20 protein-coding genes and 1 pseudogene are annotated in these 16,915 nt (G+C 69.6%); 12 read left to right on the top strand and 9 right to left on the bottom strand.

The window, feature by feature from the left end; all coding sequences use genetic code 11:
* The first annotated feature begins 3 nt into the window (after positions 1–3).
* From LRS14_RS27165 to LRS14_RS27140, 6 genes are all read left to right on the top strand, one after another.
* A complete protein-coding gene (locus tag LRS14_RS27165; protein ID WP_046116227.1) occupies positions 4–831 on the top strand; it encodes an ABC transporter permease in 828 nt (275 codons plus the stop codon).
* A gap of 4 nt (positions 832–835) precedes the next feature.
* Positions 836–1,657, top strand: coding sequence for an ABC transporter ATP-binding protein (locus tag LRS14_RS27160; RefSeq protein ID WP_257801808.1), 822 nt, complete (start codon positions 836–838; stop codon positions 1,655–1,657).
* Positions 1,654–1,872, top strand: coding sequence for a DUF4089 domain-containing protein (locus LRS14_RS27155; protein ID WP_046116229.1), 219 nt, complete (start codon positions 1,654–1,656; stop codon positions 1,870–1,872). The genes LRS14_RS27160 and LRS14_RS27155 overlap by 4 nt, the downstream gene beginning before the upstream one ends.
* Positions 1,869–3,281 (top strand): AtzE family amidohydrolase, encoded by a 1,413-nt coding sequence (locus LRS14_RS27150; protein WP_257801807.1) that lies wholly within the window; start codon positions 1,869–1,871, stop codon positions 3,279–3,281. The genes LRS14_RS27155 and LRS14_RS27150 overlap by 4 nt, the downstream gene beginning before the upstream one ends.
* A gap of 74 nt (positions 3,282–3,355) precedes the next feature.
* Positions 3,356–3,769: an oxalurate catabolism protein HpxZ gene (gene hpxZ / locus LRS14_RS27145; RefSeq protein WP_257801806.1), complete on the top strand. Its 414-nt coding sequence runs from the start codon at positions 3,356–3,358 to the stop codon at positions 3,767–3,769.
* A gap of 10 nt (positions 3,770–3,779) precedes the next feature.
* Entirely contained in the window at positions 3,780–4,517 is a 738-nt protein-coding gene (locus LRS14_RS27140) for a GntR family transcriptional regulator (RefSeq protein WP_257801805.1), read from the top strand.
* A 16-nt stretch (positions 4,518–4,533) separates the two neighbouring features.
* Here LRS14_RS27140 and LRS14_RS27135 read toward each other — a convergent pair whose 3' ends face one another.
* Positions 4,534–4,995 carry a PaaI family thioesterase gene (locus LRS14_RS27135; RefSeq protein WP_257801804.1) on the bottom strand — a complete coding sequence of 154 codons (462 nt, stop codon included), beginning with the start codon at positions 4,993–4,995 and terminating at the stop codon, positions 4,534–4,536.
* Between the two features lie 126 nt (positions 4,996–5,121).
* Here LRS14_RS27135 and LRS14_RS27130 point away from each other — a divergent pair, with 126 nt between their 5' ends.
* Both LRS14_RS27130 and LRS14_RS27125 read left to right on the top strand, forming a co-directional pair.
* Entirely contained in the window at positions 5,122–6,216 is a 1,095-nt protein-coding gene (locus tag LRS14_RS27130) for a phosphotransferase (protein WP_257801803.1), read from the top strand.
* A complete protein-coding gene (locus LRS14_RS27125; protein WP_257801802.1) occupies positions 6,213–7,937 on the top strand; it encodes a long-chain fatty acid--CoA ligase in 1,725 nt (574 codons plus the stop codon). Before LRS14_RS27130 ends, LRS14_RS27125 begins: the two co-directional genes overlap by 4 nt.
* Here the strand turns inward: LRS14_RS27125 and LRS14_RS27120 are convergent.
* Together LRS14_RS27120 and LRS14_RS27115 are read right to left on the bottom strand one after the other, a co-directional pair.
* Positions 7,910–8,335: a hypothetical protein gene (locus tag LRS14_RS27120; RefSeq protein WP_257801801.1), complete on the bottom strand. Its 426-nt coding sequence runs from the start codon at positions 8,333–8,335 to the stop codon at positions 7,910–7,912. The genes LRS14_RS27125 and LRS14_RS27120 overlap by 28 nt on opposite strands.
* A 29-nt stretch (positions 8,336–8,364) precedes the next feature.
* On the bottom strand, positions 8,365–9,105 hold the full coding sequence (locus LRS14_RS27115; protein ID WP_257801800.1) for a hypothetical protein: 741 nt from the start codon (positions 9,103–9,105) through the stop codon (positions 8,365–8,367).
* 104 nt (positions 9,106–9,209) lie between these two features.
* Between LRS14_RS27115 and LRS14_RS27110 the strand changes: the two genes are divergently transcribed.
* From LRS14_RS27110 to LRS14_RS27100, 3 genes are read left to right on the top strand one after another with little or no spacing between them, the layout of a single operon-like run.
* The gene (locus LRS14_RS27110) at positions 9,210–9,371 is read left to right on the top strand and encodes a hypothetical protein (protein ID WP_257801799.1); all 162 of its coding nucleotides are present in this window, start codon (positions 9,210–9,212) and stop codon (positions 9,369–9,371) included.
* 36 nt (positions 9,372–9,407) lie between these two features.
* Entirely contained in the window at positions 9,408–9,626 is a 219-nt protein-coding gene (locus LRS14_RS27105) for a hypothetical protein (RefSeq protein ID WP_257801798.1), read from the top strand.
* A 54-nt stretch (positions 9,627–9,680) separates the two neighbouring features.
* Positions 9,681–10,754 carry a Gfo/Idh/MocA family protein gene (locus LRS14_RS27100; protein WP_257801797.1) on the top strand — a complete coding sequence of 358 codons (1,074 nt, stop codon included), beginning with the start codon at positions 9,681–9,683 and terminating at the stop codon, positions 10,752–10,754.
* A gap of 10 nt (positions 10,755–10,764) precedes the next feature.
* Here LRS14_RS27100 and LRS14_RS27095 read toward each other — a convergent pair whose 3' ends face one another.
* Positions 10,765–11,235: a lysozyme inhibitor LprI family protein gene (locus LRS14_RS27095; protein ID WP_052736695.1), complete on the bottom strand. Its 471-nt coding sequence runs from the start codon at positions 11,233–11,235 to the stop codon at positions 10,765–10,767.
* A 131-nt stretch (positions 11,236–11,366) separates the two neighbouring features.
* On the opposite strand from LRS14_RS27095, the gene LRS14_RS27090 reads away from it, so the two are divergent.
* Complete coding sequence (locus tag LRS14_RS27090) at positions 11,367–11,960, top strand: lipocalin family protein (RefSeq protein ID WP_257801796.1); 594 nt, start codon at positions 11,367–11,369, stop codon at positions 11,958–11,960.
* 2 nt (positions 11,961–11,962) lie between these two features.
* On the opposite strand, the pseudogene LRS14_RS27085 reads toward LRS14_RS27090, so the two are convergent.
* The 5 genes and pseudogenes from LRS14_RS27085 to LRS14_RS27065 all read right to left on the bottom strand — a co-directional run bounded on the left by LRS14_RS27085 (position 11,963) and on the right by LRS14_RS27065 (position 16,704).
* A pseudogene (locus tag LRS14_RS27085) lies at positions 11,963–13,130 on the bottom strand (ABC transporter substrate-binding protein).
* 147 nt (positions 13,131–13,277) lie between these two features.
* The gene (locus LRS14_RS27080; RefSeq protein WP_046116237.1) at positions 13,278–14,015 is read right to left on the bottom strand and encodes an ABC transporter ATP-binding protein; all 738 of its coding nucleotides are present in this window, start codon (positions 14,013–14,015) and stop codon (positions 13,278–13,280) included.
* Positions 14,008–14,802 carry an ABC transporter ATP-binding protein gene (locus LRS14_RS27075; RefSeq protein ID WP_257801795.1) on the bottom strand — a complete coding sequence of 265 codons (795 nt, stop codon included), beginning with the start codon at positions 14,800–14,802 and terminating at the stop codon, positions 14,008–14,010. The genes LRS14_RS27080 and LRS14_RS27075 overlap by 8 nt, the downstream gene beginning before the upstream one ends.
* 10 nt (positions 14,803–14,812) lie before the next feature.
* Positions 14,813–15,841: a branched-chain amino acid ABC transporter permease gene (locus LRS14_RS27070; RefSeq protein ID WP_046116239.1), complete on the bottom strand. Its 1,029-nt coding sequence runs from the start codon at positions 15,839–15,841 to the stop codon at positions 14,813–14,815.
* A complete protein-coding gene (locus LRS14_RS27065) occupies positions 15,841–16,704 on the bottom strand; it encodes a branched-chain amino acid ABC transporter permease (RefSeq protein WP_046116240.1) in 864 nt (287 codons plus the stop codon). Before LRS14_RS27065 ends, LRS14_RS27070 begins: the two co-directional genes overlap by 1 nt.
* Between the last annotated feature and the right edge of the window lie 211 nt (positions 16,705–16,915).

The following is a 16,915-nucleotide window of genomic DNA, read 5'->3' as shown; positions in this document are numbered from 1 at the left end:
ACCATGGCCGACAGCCGTTCCGCCGCCGCGCCGTGGCAGGCCCCGGGCAGCCTGCCCGCAGCCGCCGCCAGGCCGCGCTTCAATGCCGCCCGCCTGCTGCCCTTCCTGGGGCCGCTGGTGCTCTTCATCGTGTGGGACCTGGTGGTGCGTGCCGGGCTCATCAAGCCCATCCTGCTGCCGCCGCCGGCCGCCACGCTCGAGACGCTGGTGGTCGGCCTGGCCGGCGGCCCGCTGCTGCTGGACTTCGCGGTCACGGTGTGGCGCACGGTGCAGGCCTTCCTCATCGCCGCGGTGATCGGCATGCCGCTGGGCGTGCTGCTGGGCAGCAACGAGAAGGCCTACCGCAGCGTGGAGTTCCTGATCGATTTCTTCCGCTCCACGCCTTCTTCCGCGCTGATTCCGCTGTTCCTGCTGATCTTCGGCGTGAGCGACATCAACAAGGTGGCCATCGCCGCCTTCGGCGCGCTGTTGATCGTCGTGTTCAACAGTGCCTATGGCGTGATCAACGCGCGCAAGCAGCGGGTGATGGCCGCCAAGGTGATGGGCGCCACGCGCTGGCAGATCTTCAAGGACGTGCTGGTGTGGGAAAGCCTGCAGCCCAGCTTCGTGGGCCTGCGCTCGGCGGTGTCGATGGCGCTGGTGATCGTGGTGGTGGCCGAGATGTTCATCGGCTCCGACAACGGCCTGGGCCACCGCATCATCGATGCGCAGCAGGTGCTCAACGTGAAGACGATGTACGCCGCCATCCTGGCCGCGGGCATCCTGGGCTACGTGCTCAACATCCTGTTCCTGCTGATGGAACGCAAGATCGTGCACTGGAGTGGGAGGTAAGCCGATGTCCGCCGTGTTGAACGCACCCGTGGTGCCCGACGTGCCGCCGCGGCCCTTCGTGCCCGGCCCCGCCGGCACCCACATCACCATCCGCGGCCTGACCAAGTACTTCGCCGGCTGGCCGCTGTACGAGCACTTCGACCTCGACATCCCCAAGGGCAAGATCACCTCGGTGTTCGGGCCCAACGGCTGCGGCAAGAGCACGCTGATCAACATGATCGCCGGGCTGATTCCCATCGACGCGGGGCAGATCCTGTTCGACGGCAAGAGCCTGAAGGACACCAAGATCGGCTACGTGTTCCAGAACTACCGCGAGGCGATGTTCCCGTGGATGCGCACCATCGACAACATCGCCTATCCGCTGAAGCTCGAAGGCCGCAGCAAGGCCGACGTGGACCGCCGCATGGCCGAGCTGGTGGCCTCGTTCGACGTCAAGTTCGACCTGAACCGCTTCCCGTACGAGCTGTCGGGCGGCCAGCAGCAGACCGCTTCCATCATGCGGGCGCTGGCGCCGAACCCGGAGGTGCTGTTCCTCGACGAGCCGTTCAGCGCGCTGGACTTCGAGATGACGCTCTTCATCCGCGAGAAGCTGCAGGAAGTGTTCATGCAGACCGGCACCACGATGCTGCTGGTCTCGCACGACCTGGAAGAAGCGGTGTACCTGGCCGACGAGGTGCTGCTGCTGACCAAGCGCCCCACCCGCGTGGCCGAGATCCTGCGCTATGGCGATGCCCGCCCGCGCACCGTGGCCACGCTGTCCGAGCCTTCATTCATCAGCACCAAGAAGCTGAGCCTGGAGATCTTCCAGCGCGAGGTGCGCCGATGAACGCAACATTGACGCCGCAGCAGGTGGAAGCCTACGTGGACGCCGCGGCCGCCGCGCTGGGCCTGCCGCTGCAGCCCGAGCACCGGCCCGGCGTGCTGCGCTATTTCGCGCTGGCCACCGAAATGGCTGATCTCGTCAACCAATTTCCGCTGGCTGTGCAGGACGAACCGGCACCCGCCTTCGTGCCGGTGTCGCCCGCGGAGCTGCCGCGATGACGTCGGCGGCCGACCTGCTGCTGCAGCCCGCCGCCCGCATCGCCCAGGCGGTGCGCAACGGCGAGGCCACCGCCACCGCCGTGGTGCAGGCCAGCCTGGCCCGCATCGCCGCCAGCGACGGCGCGGTCAATGCCTTCACCGACCTGACGGCCGAGCGGGCACTGGCCGGTGCCGCCGCGCTGGACGAGCGCCTGGCCGCCGGCGACGAAGCCACGCGCGCCCTGCCGCTGCTGGGCGTGCCCTATGCGGTGAAGAACCTGTTCGACGTGGCCGGCCTCACCACGCTGGCCGGCTCGAAGATCGAACGCGGCCGGCCGGCCGCCCAAGCCGACGGCCCGCTGCTGCGGCGCATGGACGCGGCCGGCGCGCTGCTGGTGGGCGCGCTCAACATGGACGAGTACGCCTACGGCTTCACCACCGAGAACAGCCACGAAGGCCCGACCCGCAATCCGCACGACCTGACGCGGGTGGCCGGCGGCTCATCGGGCGGATCGGCCGCGGCCGTGGCGGCGGGCCAGGTGCCGATCACGCTGGGCTCGGACACCAATGGCTCCATCCGCGTGCCCTCGTCGCTGTGCGGCGTGTTCGGCTTGAAGCCCACCTACGGCCGGCTGCCGCGCAATGGCAGCTACCCCTTCGTGGCCAGCCTCGACCATCTGGGGCCGTTCGCCCGCTCGGCGATGGACCTGGCCCTGGCATATGACCAGATGCAGGGCCATGACCCGCATGACCCCGGTTGCGTCGCCCGCGCGGTGGAGCCCACGCTGCCCACGCTGGCCAAAGGCATGGGCGGACTGCGCATCGCGATGCTGGGCGGCTGGTTCCACGACCAGGCCGGGCCCGAGGCACGGGCCGCCGTGGCACGCGTGGCCGATGTGCTGGACGGCCTGCCCACCGTGCAGCTGCCCGAAGCGGCCCGGGCCCGCGCGGCCGCCTTCGTCATCAGCAATGCCGAAGGCGCCGCGCTGCACCTGCCCGACCTGCGAAGCCGCGCGCAGGACTTCGAGCCGCTGTCGCGCGACCGCTTCCTGGCCGGTGCGCTGCTGCCGGCGGCCTGGGTGCAGCAGGCCCAGCGCATGCGCCGCTGGGTGGCGCTGCGTGCGGCCGAGCTACTGCGCGAGGTGGACGTGCTGGTCGCGCCGGCCACGCCGCTGGTGGCGCCGGCCATCGGCACCGAATGGATCGAGATCCACGGCCAGCGGCTGCCCGCGCGGCCCAGCCTGGGCCTGCTGGCGCAACCCATCTCCTGCATCGGCCTGCCGGTATGCACCGCGCCGGTGTGGGGCTGTCACCCGACGATGCCCATCGGCATCCAGCTCATCGCCGCGCCCTGGCGGGAAGACCGCGTGCTGCGCGTGGCGCATGCGCTGGAACGGCAGGGCCTCTTCCACTCACCGACCGCCCCATGAGCGCCCCCGCCCGGCCGCCCGAAGGCGGCGCTCCTCCCGCTCGGCGGGATCCCGCGCAGCGGGAGGGTGCTCCATTGACGGACGACGACATCAACATTCCCGCCGTGCTGGCCGAAGTGCAGGCCGTGTTCGCGGAGTACGAAGACGCCCTGGTCAACAATCGGGTCGAGGTGCTGGACGCGCTGTTCTGGAACTCGCCGCACACCGTGCGCTACGGCGCCACCGAGAACCTGGTGGGTTATGCGCAGATCCAGGCGTTCCGCGCCGGGCGCTCGCCGGCCGGGCTGGCCCGTACGCTGGGCCGCACCGTCATCACCACCTTCGGCCACGACATGGCCACCGCCATGACCGAATTCCAGCGCGAAGGCAGCACCGCCACCGGCCGCCAGAGCCAGACCTGGGTGCGCTTTGCCGATGGGCGCTGGCGCGTGGTGGCCGCGCATGTGAGCCTGCTGGCCGCGCCCGCGCCGCAGGGGGTCGCTCGTTAAGATCGACCGCATGCGCGCCCTCGCCCGTACCACCCCTGCCGCCACCGCCCTGGCCGCGGCCGCCGCCAGCCGGCCGAACCTGGCCGAGCAGGTGTATGCCCGCCTGAAGGCCGAGATGGTGGACTTCCAGCTGGTGCCCGGCGACCGCTTCTCCGAAGCGGAGCTGGGCCAGCGCCTGGGCGTCAGCCGCACGCCGGTGCGCGAAGCGCTGTTCCGGCTGCGCAATGAAGGCTACCTGGACGTGGAGCTGAAGTCGGGCTGGTACGTCAAGCCCATCGACTTCGGCAAGCTGGAGCAGCTGTACGACCTGCGCGTGATCCTGGAGCTGGCCAGCGTGCAGCGGCTGTGCGCCCACACCGGCACGCCGCCCGAGCCGCTGGAGCAGCTCAAGGCCATCTGGCTGGTGCCCGCGGCCGAGCGGCTGGCCGATGCCCGCGAGGTGGGCCTGCTGGACGAGCAGTTCCACGCCACGCTGGTGCGCGCCGCCGGCAACGACGAGATCGCCAGGGTGCACTGGGACGTGACCGAGCGCATCCGCATCATCCGGCACCTGGACTTCACCCGCGCCGACCGGGTGGAAGCCACCTACAACGAGCACGCCAAGATCCTGCGCGCGGTGATGCAGCGCAAGCCCGACCAGGCGCAGCTGCTGCTGAAGAGCCATGTGGAGCAGAGCAAGGCGGAAGTGCGCAAGATCACCCTGGCCACGCTGCACGAGGCGCGGCAGAAGGCGGCGCGGCGGGCCTGAGCTGGCGCGCGGTGGCTCAGGCCCGCGGCCGGGTCGGCTCGCGGCCGGTAACCGAGAACACGCCGCTGGCGCGCAGGATCACGCGCTCGTCCACCTGCAGCAGGCATTCGGCGAAGGCCAGCCGCGCGCCCTGGCGGCGCACGGTGACATGCGCCTCAAGCCAGTCGCCCGGCTTGGCCGACGAGAGGTAGTCGGTGGTCAGGCTCACCGTCACCATCGATTGCTGCGGCCGCCGCGTGAGGAACACGTTCATGCCCAACGCGCAATCCGCCACCGTGGCCAGCATGCCGCCATGGGTGACGCCCAGCACGTTGGTGTGCTTGTCCTGCACCCGCAGACCCAGCACCACCAGGCCGTCGGCGCCCGGCACCGGCTTGCCGTACACCGGGCCCAGGGCCGCGAAATAGGGGCCGCCATGGGCGATGCGCTCGAAGCCCGCGGGCACGGCGGCATCGGCGGGCATGTGTTCTTCGTTCATGGCAAAGACCATACCGCAGTTTCTGAACCTCTGGCCGGCGAAGGTACACCTGGGGAATACCAGCCATTCCAAAGCACAGCACGCTGGCAGAATTCCCAGCCTTGACCGCTGCCCAACCCTGCCCTGATGAGCGCCCCTGACACCACCTTCAACGGCACGCGGCCCGTGTCCGCCGCCCATGCCTTCGATGTCGACCGGCTCGACGCCTACCTGCGCCAGCACATCGCCGGCTATGCGGGCGGCACCCAGGTGGAGCAGTTCAATGGCGGGCAGAGCAACCCCACCTTCAAGCTCGGCACCGCCGACGGCCGGCAGTACGTGCTGCGGCGCAAGCCGCCCGGCGTGCTGCTGCCCTCGGCCCATGCGGTGGACCGCGAATATCGCGTGATCCGCGCGCTGGCCGGCACCGAGGTGCCGGTGGCGCCGGCCCACCTGCTGTGCGAGGACACCGAGGTCATCGGCTCGATGTTCTACGTGATGGACTGCGTGGACGGCCGCATCCTCTGGGACCCGCAGCTGCCCGGCATGGCGCCGGCCGAGCGGGCCGCGCTGTACGACGAACTCAACCGCGTGATGGCGGCGCTGCACCGGGTCGATCCGGCGGCGGTGGGCCTGGCCGACCACGGCAAGCCCGGCCGCTACCTCGAACGGCAGATCGACCGCTGGAGCCGGCAGTACCGCGCTTCCGAGACCGAGAAGATCGAGGCCGCCGACGCGCTGATCGACTGGCTGCCGCGCCACCTGCCGACAGCGGACGAAACGCCGCGCATCGTGCACGGCGACTTCCGCATCGACAACGTGATCTTCCATCCCACCGAGCCGCGCGTGCTGGCGGTGCTGGACTGGGAGCTGTCCACGCTGGGCGACCCGCTGGCCGACTTCGCCTACCACTGCATGACCTGGCACATGCCCGGCGGCGCCACCCGCGGCCTGGCCGGCGTGGACCTGGCCGCGCTCGGCATTCCCACCGAGGCCGACTACCTGCAGCGCTACCTGCAGCGCACCGGCCATCCGCAGGCGGTGAGCCCGGCGGTGTGGGGCTACTACCTGGTGTTCAACATGTTCCGGCTGGTGGGCATCCTGCAGGGCGTGATGGCGCGGGCGCTGCAGGGCAACGCTTCGAACACCCGCGCGCTGGAAGCCGGCCGCCGCGCCCGGCCGATGGCCGAACAGGCCTGGGCGATGGCACGGCAGCTGGACGCAGCCCGGGGCCGCCCATGAGCAGCGAGGCAGCGGCTCATCGCTTCTGGCCGCCGGGGCTGCCGCGTCACCTGACGCTGCCGCGCACCAACCTGTGGTTCAACGTGGAGGTGTCGGCCGCGCGCTACCCCGACAAGCCCTTCCTGCTGTTCTACGACACGCCGCTGAGCTTCGCGGACTTCAAGCAGGAAGCCGAGGACCTGGCCGGCCACCTGCAGCAGGTGTGCAACGTGCAGCGCGGCGACCGCGTGCTGCTGGACATGCAGAACAGCCCGCAATGGGCGCTGGCCTTCTACGCCATCCTGCGCGCCGACGCGGTGGTGGTGCCGGTGAATCCGATGAACCGCAGCGAGGAGCTGCGCCACTACGTGCACGACAGCGGCGCCCGCGTGGCCTTCGTCGCGCAGGACCTGCTGGCCGAGCTGCTGCCGCACCTGCGCAGCGGCGAGGGCAGCCTGCAGCATGTGGTGGTGGCCACCTACAGCGACCACCTGAAGCAGCCCACCGACCTGCCGGTGCCGGCCTTCGTCAGCGCCCCGCGCAGCGTGCCGGCCCTGCCCGGCGTGCACGGCTGGCAGGCGGCGGTGCAGGCGGCGCACCGGCCCGGAACGCTGCACAACGGCCCCGACGACCTGTGCGTGATGCCCTACACCTCGGGCACCACCGGCCACCCGAAGGGCTGCATGCACACCCATGCCACGGTGATGAGCACGCTGGTGGGTGGGGTGCAGTGGTTCGGCCGCACGCAGGACACGGTGTACCTCGGCGTGCTGCCCTACTTCCACGTCACCGGCATGGCCGGCGGGCTGAACAGCCCGATGTTCAGCGGCGCCACCGTGGTGGTGCTGCCGCGCTGGGACCGCGAGGCCGCGGGCCGCTGCATCGAGCGCTACCGCGTCTCGGTCTGGCAGGTGATCTCCACCATGATGATCGACTTCCTGTCGCAGCCCGACGTGGAGCGCTTCGACCTCGGCAGCCTGCAGGGCGTCCGGGGCGGCGGCGCGGCCATGCCGGCGGCCATCGTGGCCAAGCTCAAGGCCTTGACCGGCCTCGATTACGTGGAGGGCTACGGCATGTCGGAGACGATCGCCGCCACCCACATCAACCCGCCGCACCGGCCGAAGCCGCAGTGCCTGGGCATCCCGGTGTTCGACGTGGATGCGCGGCTGGTCGACCCCGCCACGCTGGCCCCGGTGGCGCCGGGCGAGGTGGGGGAGATCGTGGTGCACGGCCCGCAGGTGATGCAGGGCTACTGGAATGCGCCGCAGGCCAACGAGTCCACCTTCATCGAGATCGACGGCAAGCGCTTCCTGCGCACCGGCGACCTGGCCCGCATCGACGACGAGGGCTACTGGTTCATGGTCGACCGGCTCAAGCGCATGATCAATGCGGCCGGCTTCAAGGTGTGGCCGGCCGAGGTGGAGGCGCTGATGTACCAGCACCCCGACATCCAGGAAGCCTGCGTCATCGGCACCGTGGACGAGCGGCGCGGCGAATCGGTGAAGGCGCTGGTGGTGCTCAAGCCCGCGGCGCGCGGCCAGGTGAGCGAGCAGCAGGTGGCCGACTGGTGCCGCCAGCACATGGCGGCCTACAAGGCACCGAAGGTGGTGGCGTTCGTCGACGCGCTGCCCAAGTCGGGCACGGGCAAGGTGCAGTGGCGGGCGCTGCAGGACCAGGAGCGGGCCGACGCGGCCGCACCGGCGTCCACCTCGGCTCAGGGGCAGGGCCGCACGTCGAACTGAAGCGGCGCTTCGCCGCGCCGGCAGCGCCAGGACTTCTTCATCTCGGTGACCTGCCAGCCGCCGGCCGACGTGCGGGCAAGGGCCAGCTCCAGCCGCTGCGTGTGCACCGCATCGTCGAGCAGGCCGTCGCGGAGGATGACCACGCGCGACACCGAAGGCGATTCGGGCGTGTCATGCGTCTGCACGATCACCTGCCGCAGGCCCTCGAAGGTGCCGGCGACATGCAAGGCCGCGTCCAGCGCCGACACCATCGAAGCGGCAGGCGGCATCCGGGCCTGGTACTGCGATGCCGGCACCACCACGCTGGCCACCACCGGCAGGTCGATGAGCGCGGACGGCCCGGTTGCCCATGCGGGCGCAGCGGCCCCGAGTGCCAGGCAGATGGCGTGGCGGATCATGGTCATCACATTCGGTGCACGGGCCGCATTCAGCCGCCGGTGAGCAAGGCGTCGGGCAGCTCGTAGCGCTCGTCGCTGCCGACGCGCACGCTGGTCACGTCGCCCTGCCGGCTGACCGACAGCGGCTGCGCCGAGTCACTGGCCACCGGCTTGCCTTGCATGAAGAGCAGGGTGCGCGCCATGTCGTTGGCGGCGCCACGCAGCTCCACGGTGGCGGTGCCGTCGCGCCCGCGCCGGATCACGCCCGCCTGGCACTGCGCATCGGCGGCGGACCCCGGCATCCGGCAGGGCACGGTGGCGGTGGCATGGAAGCGGGTGCCCGGCACCAGCGCATCCTGCGCGCCGGCCAGCGGCGGCAGCGGCTGCCCGCTGACACCCAGCTGCAGCGTGAACGCCGCCCGCTCGTTGCGCCGCGCCGCGCTGCGCACCAGATAGACCTGCACCCGGTACAGCCCGTCGGCCGGCATCAGCACGCGGGCATCGGCACCCTGCACGCTGCCGATGAACAGGGCCTCCATCGCGCCCGGGGCGCTGATGTTGAAGTTGAGCGAGGCGCTCTTGGCAGACAAGGTGGCCGACAGCGTCTGGCCCGCGCGCGCATCCACCGTGAAGGTGGCATCGGCATCGCCTTGAACGCTGCCGCGCAGCTGGGTCGTGGGTTGGCCGGCTGCGAAATGCACCGCGGGGCCGGCGCCGTCGGCGGCCTGCGTGACCAGGGGCACCTGGACGCCCAGCACGACAGAGGCAGCGAAGTGGGTCAGGCGGTTCATGGGCAGAGCTCGCAGGTGGTCCACGACAGGGCGGCCGGCCGATTGTGGCGCGCAAGCGCTGCTGGCGCGCCGGTGACGGGCAGCAGAGAATCCGGCGCCCTCACATGCGCAAGAGCAAGGCCTTGGCAGTACCGCCCCCCATCTGGATCGAAGCCTCGCGCTTCGATGACGTTCACGATCCCGACTACCGGGCCGCATTGCTGGCGCAGGACGTGAATCCGCTGTCGCAGCGCGCGTCGGCGGCAGGCCCTTGTCGATGCCCTTGATGGCGCTGGCCGGGCGCCGGTGAACAGCATGTGCAGATGCCTTCGGGCGCCCGCCTGCTGAGTATTCAACTGCAGGACGGACTGCCCCAGATGTGGACGGCCTGCGACCCCGGGGCCGCCAAGGTGCTGCGCCGCACCGCCGCCTTCGGCACCGGCGACGACATGGCCCTCACGGCCAATGCGCGCTACATCGGTACCCTGCAGGTGGGCTACGCCGTGCTGCATTACTTCGACCTCGGCGAACGCCTGCGCTGAGCGGTGCGGGTCCGGCGATTGCCGGCGGCTTCCTTCCCATCCCCCGGAGCCGCCATGCCCACCCCCGACGCCGCCTCATCCGCCCCACATTCCCCACCGCCCGCGCGCCCGGCCGGCTATGCCGTCGTGGGCCTGGGCCAGCTCACGCTGGAAGAGATCCTGCCGGCCTTTGCGCTGTGCACCCATGCGCGGCCGGTGGCGCTGGTGAGCGGGGACCGGGGCAAGGCGCTGCCGGTGGCGCGTGAGCACGGCATCGACGAGGACCATGTGCTGGACTACGAGCACTTCGGCGACCTGGCCGGCCTGGCCGACGTGGACGTCGTCTACATCGTGCTGCCCAACCACCTGCATGCCGAGTACACGCTCAAGGCCTTCCAGGCGGGCAAGCATGTGCTGTGCGAAAAGCCGATGGCCGTCACGGCCGAGGAATGCCAGCGCATGATGGACGCGGCCCGCGCGGCCGACCGCCAGCTCATGATCGCCTACCGGCTGCACCACGAGCCCTTCAACCAGCGCATGGCCGCGCTGTGCCAGGAAGAAGCGCTCGGGCCGGTGAAGACCATCATGGCCAGCAACTGCCAGGTGACGAAGGCGCCGGACATCCGGCTGCAGGCCGGCAAGGGCGGCGGCCCGGTGAGCGATACCGGCATCTACTGCATCAACGCCTGCCGCATGGTCACCGGCGAGGAGCCGGAATCCGTGGTGGCCCTGGCCCACCAGCCGAAGGACAACCCCGACTTCGCCGAGGTGCCCGAAAGCGTGGCCTTCCTGCTGCGCTATCCCTCGGGCGTGATCGCGCATTGCGAGACCAGCTTCGGCGCCGCCGAAAGCCGGCACCTGCGGGTGCATTGCGCCGACGGCTTCATCGACATGGAAGCCGCCTTCTCCTACCAGGGCCAGCGACTGCAGCTGCGCCGCGGCAGCCCCACCAGCGGCCCGGCCAGCACCGAGGAACTGCTGTTGAAGCCGGTGAACCACTTCGCGGCCGAGATGGACTACTTCGCGGCCTGCGCGCTGGCCAACCAGCCGCCGCGCACCGATGGCGAGATGGGCCTGGCCGACGTGCGCATCATCGACGCCATCGAGCAGTCGCTGCGCGAAGGCGGCGTGGTGCGGCTGCAGGCCTGAAGGCGTTCGATCAGCGCGCCACCGCGGGCCGCACGCAGGCCAGGTCGCCTTCCGGGCAATTGACGGTGGCGGCCAGCGCCGCGGCACGCTCGCGCGTCATGCGGGCCGCACATTGCCACTGCAGCATGGGCTGCGCACTGCCACCGGCGGCGGCGCCGCTTTCGAAGGCACAGGCCTCGGTGCGGAACTGCAGCCAGGCCTTTTGCACCTTGCGCATTCCGTCGCGCTGCGAACCGGCCCAGCCCTGCTGCACCCGTTGCAGCGTGGCGGCCAGCTCGGCCTGCGCCAGCAGGAAGTCTTCGTACGCGCATGCATTGAGCTGAGCCTGCGTGACGGGCCGGTTGCAGTCGCCGGGCGCGGCGGCCGGTGGTGCGGGTTGCGCGAGCGCACCGCCCGCGGCCAGCAGCCAGGCGGCCGCCAGCGCGCCGGCACGGGCGGCAAGGGAAGGTGACGGGTTCATCGGCAGGGTGGCGGCATGCATGCGGCGATTGTGGGCCCGGCGCCTACACGGTTTTCGGACGGCGGCGGTTGCAGCCACGCCCGGCTGCCGCCAGCATGCGCGCAGGCGTCGGTATGGTCCGTACGCCGCGCTGCCGCTGGGATGCCGCGACGATGAAACTGCCCCGTTCCCCCTCCCCCTTCCTGCCCGTGCGCCCACCGCTGCGCAAGCGCCACATCGCTGCCGCCGGCCTGGTGCTGGGCGCCTGCGTGCTGCTGGCCGCCTGCCAGAGCACGCCCACGCGCCCGCCGCTGGCCGTTGCGCCGTCGCTGGACATCGACCGCTACATGGGCGACTGGTACGTGATCGCGGTGATTCCCACCTGGCCGGAGCGCAACGCCTACGACGCGGTGGAGCGCTACGAGCGCCGGCCCGACGGCAAGATCGCCACCACCTTCACCTTCCGCGACGGCGGCCACGACGAGCCGCTGAAGACCATGCGCCCGGTGGGCACCGTGCTGCCGGGCACAGGCAACGCCATCTGGACGATGCAGTTCCTGTGGCCCTTCGAGGCCGACTACCGGATCATGCACATCGACCCCGGGTACCAGGAGGTGGTGGTAGGCCGCGAGAAGCGGGACTACGTGTGGATCATGTCCCGCCAGCCCAGCATGCCCGCCGCCGACCTGGAGCGCCTGACGCGCCTCGTGGCGGCGCAGGGCTATGACGTGGGCAAGCTGCGGCGGGTGCCGCAGCAGCCCCGCTGAGCTCACTTCGCCGCGTTGAGCGTGCTGAGCTTCACTTCCTTGATCTTGCCGTTCTCCACCACGCCCACGCGCGTGTCGTTCACGGTGCCGCCCTTGTCGTCCACGCCGTCGAGCGTGCTGGGGTTGTTCAGCGCGGGCAAGGCCTTGACCGCCTTGTCCATCTGCGCGCGGATGGCGGTGGCGTCGGTGGTGGTGCCGGCCAGCTTCATCGCGATGGCGGTGGCGTGCACGATGGTGTAGTTGTACGAGACCTCGGAGCTGGGCGTGCGGCCGGGGTAGGTCTTGCGGAAGCGCTCGACGAAGCTCTTGGCGTCGGGGCTGGAATCCTCGGCCAGCGGCAGCACGCCGATGGCGCCTTCCAGCATGCCGTAGCCGCCGGTCACGGCCGAGATCTCGTCCATCTTGGCCTGGTCGATGATGGCGAAGCCGCCCTTGAAGCCCAGCTCGCGGGCCTGCTTGACCACCAGCCCGGTGGGCTCGCTGGCGCCGCCGATGAACATCACGTCGGGCTTGGCCGCCAGCACGCGGCTCACGCCGCTGTAGAAGTCGGCCGCGCGGTTGTAGCTCATCGGGTTCTCGGCCACGATCTTGCCGCCCGCGGCTTCCCAGGCCGGCTTGAAGGCCGCCGTCCAGGCCTTTGGCGTAGTCGTGGTCGGCATTGGCGATGGCCAGGTTCTTGCCGTACTTGCCCATGGTGTGCTTCACGAAGGGCTGCACATAGGCGGTGTATTCCGGCGGAATGCGGATGGTGAGCTTGTTGTTGCGCGCGGTGATCTGCGGCACGCTGCTGTAGGCCAGCACCATGTACTTTTGCGCCTCGTTCTGCGTCTGCAGCGCGAAGATGCCGCCCGAATGCGGCACCAGGATCGCGGGTGTCTTGCTTTCCTGCACCAGGCGCTGGGCATTGATGGCGGTCTCGCTGGGGTTGTACTTGTCGTCCAGCGCGACGATCTCCAGCTTCACCTTCTTGCCGCCCACCTCCAGCCCCGCGGCATTGATCTCGGCCGCGGCCATCTGCATGCCGTCCAGCACGTTCTTGCCGTACAGCGCCGCGCCGCCGCTCAGCGGGCCCGAAAAGCCAATCTTCACCACCTCCTGCGCCAAGGCGGAGGTGGCCGCCAGCGCCGCAGCGGCCACGGCAAGGAAGCGGAAGGTCGAGGTCTTGTGCATGCTTGTCTCCAAAAATCAGAACAGGAAAAACAGCGCCCGCCCCGCACGGCCAAAGGACCAAGCACGAGCCACGGATCCGGCTCCGCCGGTCCGTCGGCGAACGGCCCCCTTGGGGGGTAGCGAGCGCAGCGAGCTTGGGGGCTTCATCTACGCGCCGATGTAGGCGCGGCGCACTTCGTCGTTCTTCAAAAGCGTGTCGCGGTCGCCTTCCATCACGATGCGGCCGTTCTCGATGACATAGGCGCGGTCGGCGATCTTCAGCGCGGCATAGGCGTTCTGCTCGGCCAGGATCACGGTGGTGCCGCTGCGGTTGATGCGCTGGATCACCTCGAACACCTGCTTGACCACCAGCGGCGCCAAACCCAGCGAAGGCTCGTCCAGCAGCAGCGCCTGCGGCCGGCCCATCAGCGCGCGGCCGATGGCCACCATCTGCTGCTGCCCGCCGCTGAGGGAGCCGGCCGAATGGTGCTGCTTCTCCTTCAGGATGGGGAACAGCGCCATCACCTCGTCCAGCATCTTCTGGTTGCCCGCCTTGTCGCCGCGGTGCACGTAGGCGCCCAGGTTCAGGTTCTGCAGCACGCTCATCTGCGGAAACAGCTTGCGGCCCTCGGGGCACAGCACCAGCCCGCCCGCCACGATTTGCGAGGGCTTGCGGCCCACCAGCTCCTGGTTGCCGAAGCGGATGCTGCCGCCGCGGGCCTTGTGGATGCCGCTGGTGGTGAGGAAGATGCTGCTCTTGCCCGCGCCGTTGGCGCCCAGCAGCACCACCAGCTCGCCCGGCTTGGCCTGCAGGCTCACGCCGTCCAGCGCGCGGAAGCTGCCGTAGTCCAGCGTCAGGTTCTCGATGACCAGGCCGGCGCCTGCGGTGTAGATGGCCTCAGACATCGGCATGCTCCGCGCCCAGGTAGGCGTCGATCACCGCGGTGTTGTTGCGGATCTCGGCCGGGGTGCCCTCGGCGATCTTCTCGCCGTAGTTCAGCACCATGATCTTGTCGGCCAGGCTCATGATCATGTTCATCTTGTGTTCGATCAGGCACACGGTGATGCCATGCCGCACGAACTTGCGGATCAGCTCGGCCAGGCCCAGCGTCTCGTCGGGGTTCACGCCGCCAGCGGGCTCGTCCAGCAGCACCAGCTTGGGGTCGGTGGCCAGCGCCAGCGCGAAGGCCACGCGCTTGCGTTCTTCCTGCGTGATGTCGCCGGCCATGCGGTGGCCGATGTGCGACAGGCCCACGAAATCCAGCGCGTCACGCGCCTTCTCGCGGCACAGCCTCTCCTCCTGCTTCAACCGTTGGCTGCCCACGATCACGTCCCACAGGTTGGCGCGGGTGCGCAGCCGGTGGCCCACGATCAGGTTGTCCAGCACCGTGGCCATGTCGAACAGCGCGGTGGTCTGGAAGGTGCGGGAGACACCCAGCTGCGCCACCTGGTCGGTGCGCATCTGCGTGACGTCGGTGCCATCGAACAGGATTTGCCCGCTGGTCGGCTTGTGCACGCCGCTGATGAGGTTGAAGAAGGTCGTCTTGCCGGCGCCGTTGGGGCCGATGATGGCGTTGATCTTGCCGCGCTCCACCGTCGTGCTCACGTCGTTCACGGCCACCAGGCCGCCGAAGCGCTTGGTGAGGTTGCGGATCTCGAGGCAACCGCTGGCGGCGGCCGGGGTGTGAGGCATGGTGCGTTGCTCAGGCATGGCGCTGGCCTCCGGCGCTGACGTTGGGAACGGCGCGCAGGCCTTCCGCCTTGCGCGCGGCGGCGGCGGCCGGCTCCGCTGCCTGCGATGCCTTGCGTGCCCGCCAGCCCAGCCAGCTGCCCACGATGCCGTGCGGCACGAAGATCACCAGCAGGATCAGGATGGGCCCGAACACCAGGAAGCGGTACTCCTGCAGGAACTGCAGGTACTGCGTGATCCACGGCACCGAGATGCTGCCGAGCAGCGGCCCCAGCAGCGTGCCAAGGCCGCCCACCAGCATGTACATCGTCATGTCGAAGGTGTGTTCCACCGCGGCCACGCCGGGGCCCAGGAAGCGCACGAAGCCCGCATACAGGCCACCGGCCACGCCGGCATAGAACACCGACAGCACGAAGGCCAGCAGCTTGGTGCGCATCAGCCGGATGCCCAGCGCCTCGGCCAGCTCGTCGCTGTTGCGGATGGCCATGAAGCTGCGGCCCAGCAGCGAATTGACGATGCGCCGCATCACCCAGATGCCCAGCACCAGGAAGAAGAACACCAGGTAGTACAGCGTGCGCGGCGTGTCAAACACCAGCGGGCCGATGGGCGACGGGCCGGGGATGCCGATGATGCCCACGGTGCCGTGGGTCAGGCTCTCCCACTTCTCGATCACCAGGAACATGATGTAGCCCACGCACAGCGTGAAGATCGAGAAGTAGTGGCCCTTCAGCCGCAGCGACACCGCGCCCACCGCCACGCCCAGCGCCGCGGTGACGAAGCCCGACAGCGCGAAGGCGATCCAGAACGGCACCTGGTGGTCCACGGTGAGGATGCCCACCGTGTACGCACCCACGGCCATGAAGCCGCTGTGCGCCAGGTTGAACTGGCCGGTGTAGCCGGTGATGAGGTTCAGGCCGATGGTGGCGATGGCGTAGATGTAGGCCGTGGACATCACCGTGAGGTGGTAGTCGTTGCCCGCCATCAGCGGGAAGGCCAGGCCCAGCAGGAAGAGGGCGAGCCAGCCCAACGTTGCCTTGTTCATCAATGGGCTCCCTTCGCAAAGAGGCCCTGGGGACGGAACGACAGGATCAGCACCAGCAGCGCGAACGCGATGATGTCCTTGTAGTCCGTCGAGATGTAGAAGGCCCCGAAGCTCTCGGCGAAGCCGATGATCAGCCCGCCGAGGATGGCGCCCGGCACGCTGCCCATGCCGCCCAGGATGATGATGACGAAGGCCTTGGTGATCACCAGGTGGCCCATCGCCGGGTACACCAGGTTGATCGGCGCATACAGCGTGGCGGCCACCGCCGCCAGCACGCCGCTGATAGCGAAGGTCATCATCGCCACGCGGTTGGCATCGATGCCCACCAGCGAGGCGCCGTCGCGGTTCTGCGCCATCGCCACGATGGTGGAGCCGGTGACGGTGCGGCGCAGGAAGAGCTGCAGCAGCACCATCAGCGCAAAGGCCGAGGCGATGATGAGCAGCCGCTGCACAGGCGCGGTGACGCCGGCGAAATCGATGATGCCGGTGTAGGGCGTCTGCATGCGATGGAAGTCCGCGCCCCAGATGGCCTGCGCACCGGCCTCCAGGAACAGCAGCATGCCGATGGCCGCGATCATCGGATGCAGGCCCGAGGCATGGCGCAGCGGATGGAACACCAGGCGCTCGGCCACCGTGGCCAGCGCCGCCACGGCCACCGCCGAGCCGGCCATCGCGATCCAGTAGTTGGCGCCGTACTTGGACATCAGGTGGAAGCTGATGAACGCCCCCGCCATGTAGAACGCGCCGTGCGCGAAATTGGGCACGTGCAGGATGCCGTACACCAGCGTGAGGCCGAGCGCCACGAGGCTGTAGATGCCACCGAGCGTGAGGCCGTTGAGCACTTGCTGAAGGAAGAGATCCACGGGCGGACTGCTTTGCGTTGAAGGCCAGGGCCACGATGGTGGCAAGCCGCTTCCGCAACCGTCAACCGAAAGCACGGTATGCGTTTCGCCATATGCAATAACTCGGGCAAACACCGACCCGCACGGGGCTGACCCCCGGGAGAGCCCTGATACGCTGCTGTCGCCGAGGTGGCAGGCCGACTCGGGTACAGCCCTGAGTCGGCCGCTGTTT

Origin of the sequence: Aquincola sp. J276 (assembly GCF_024700035.1) — a bacterium.
In the GTDB taxonomy this organism is placed as follows: domain Bacteria; phylum Pseudomonadota; class Gammaproteobacteria; order Burkholderiales; family Burkholderiaceae_C; genus Aquincola; species Aquincola tertiaricarbonis.
This window is presented reverse-complemented; position numbering and strand designations above follow the sequence as displayed.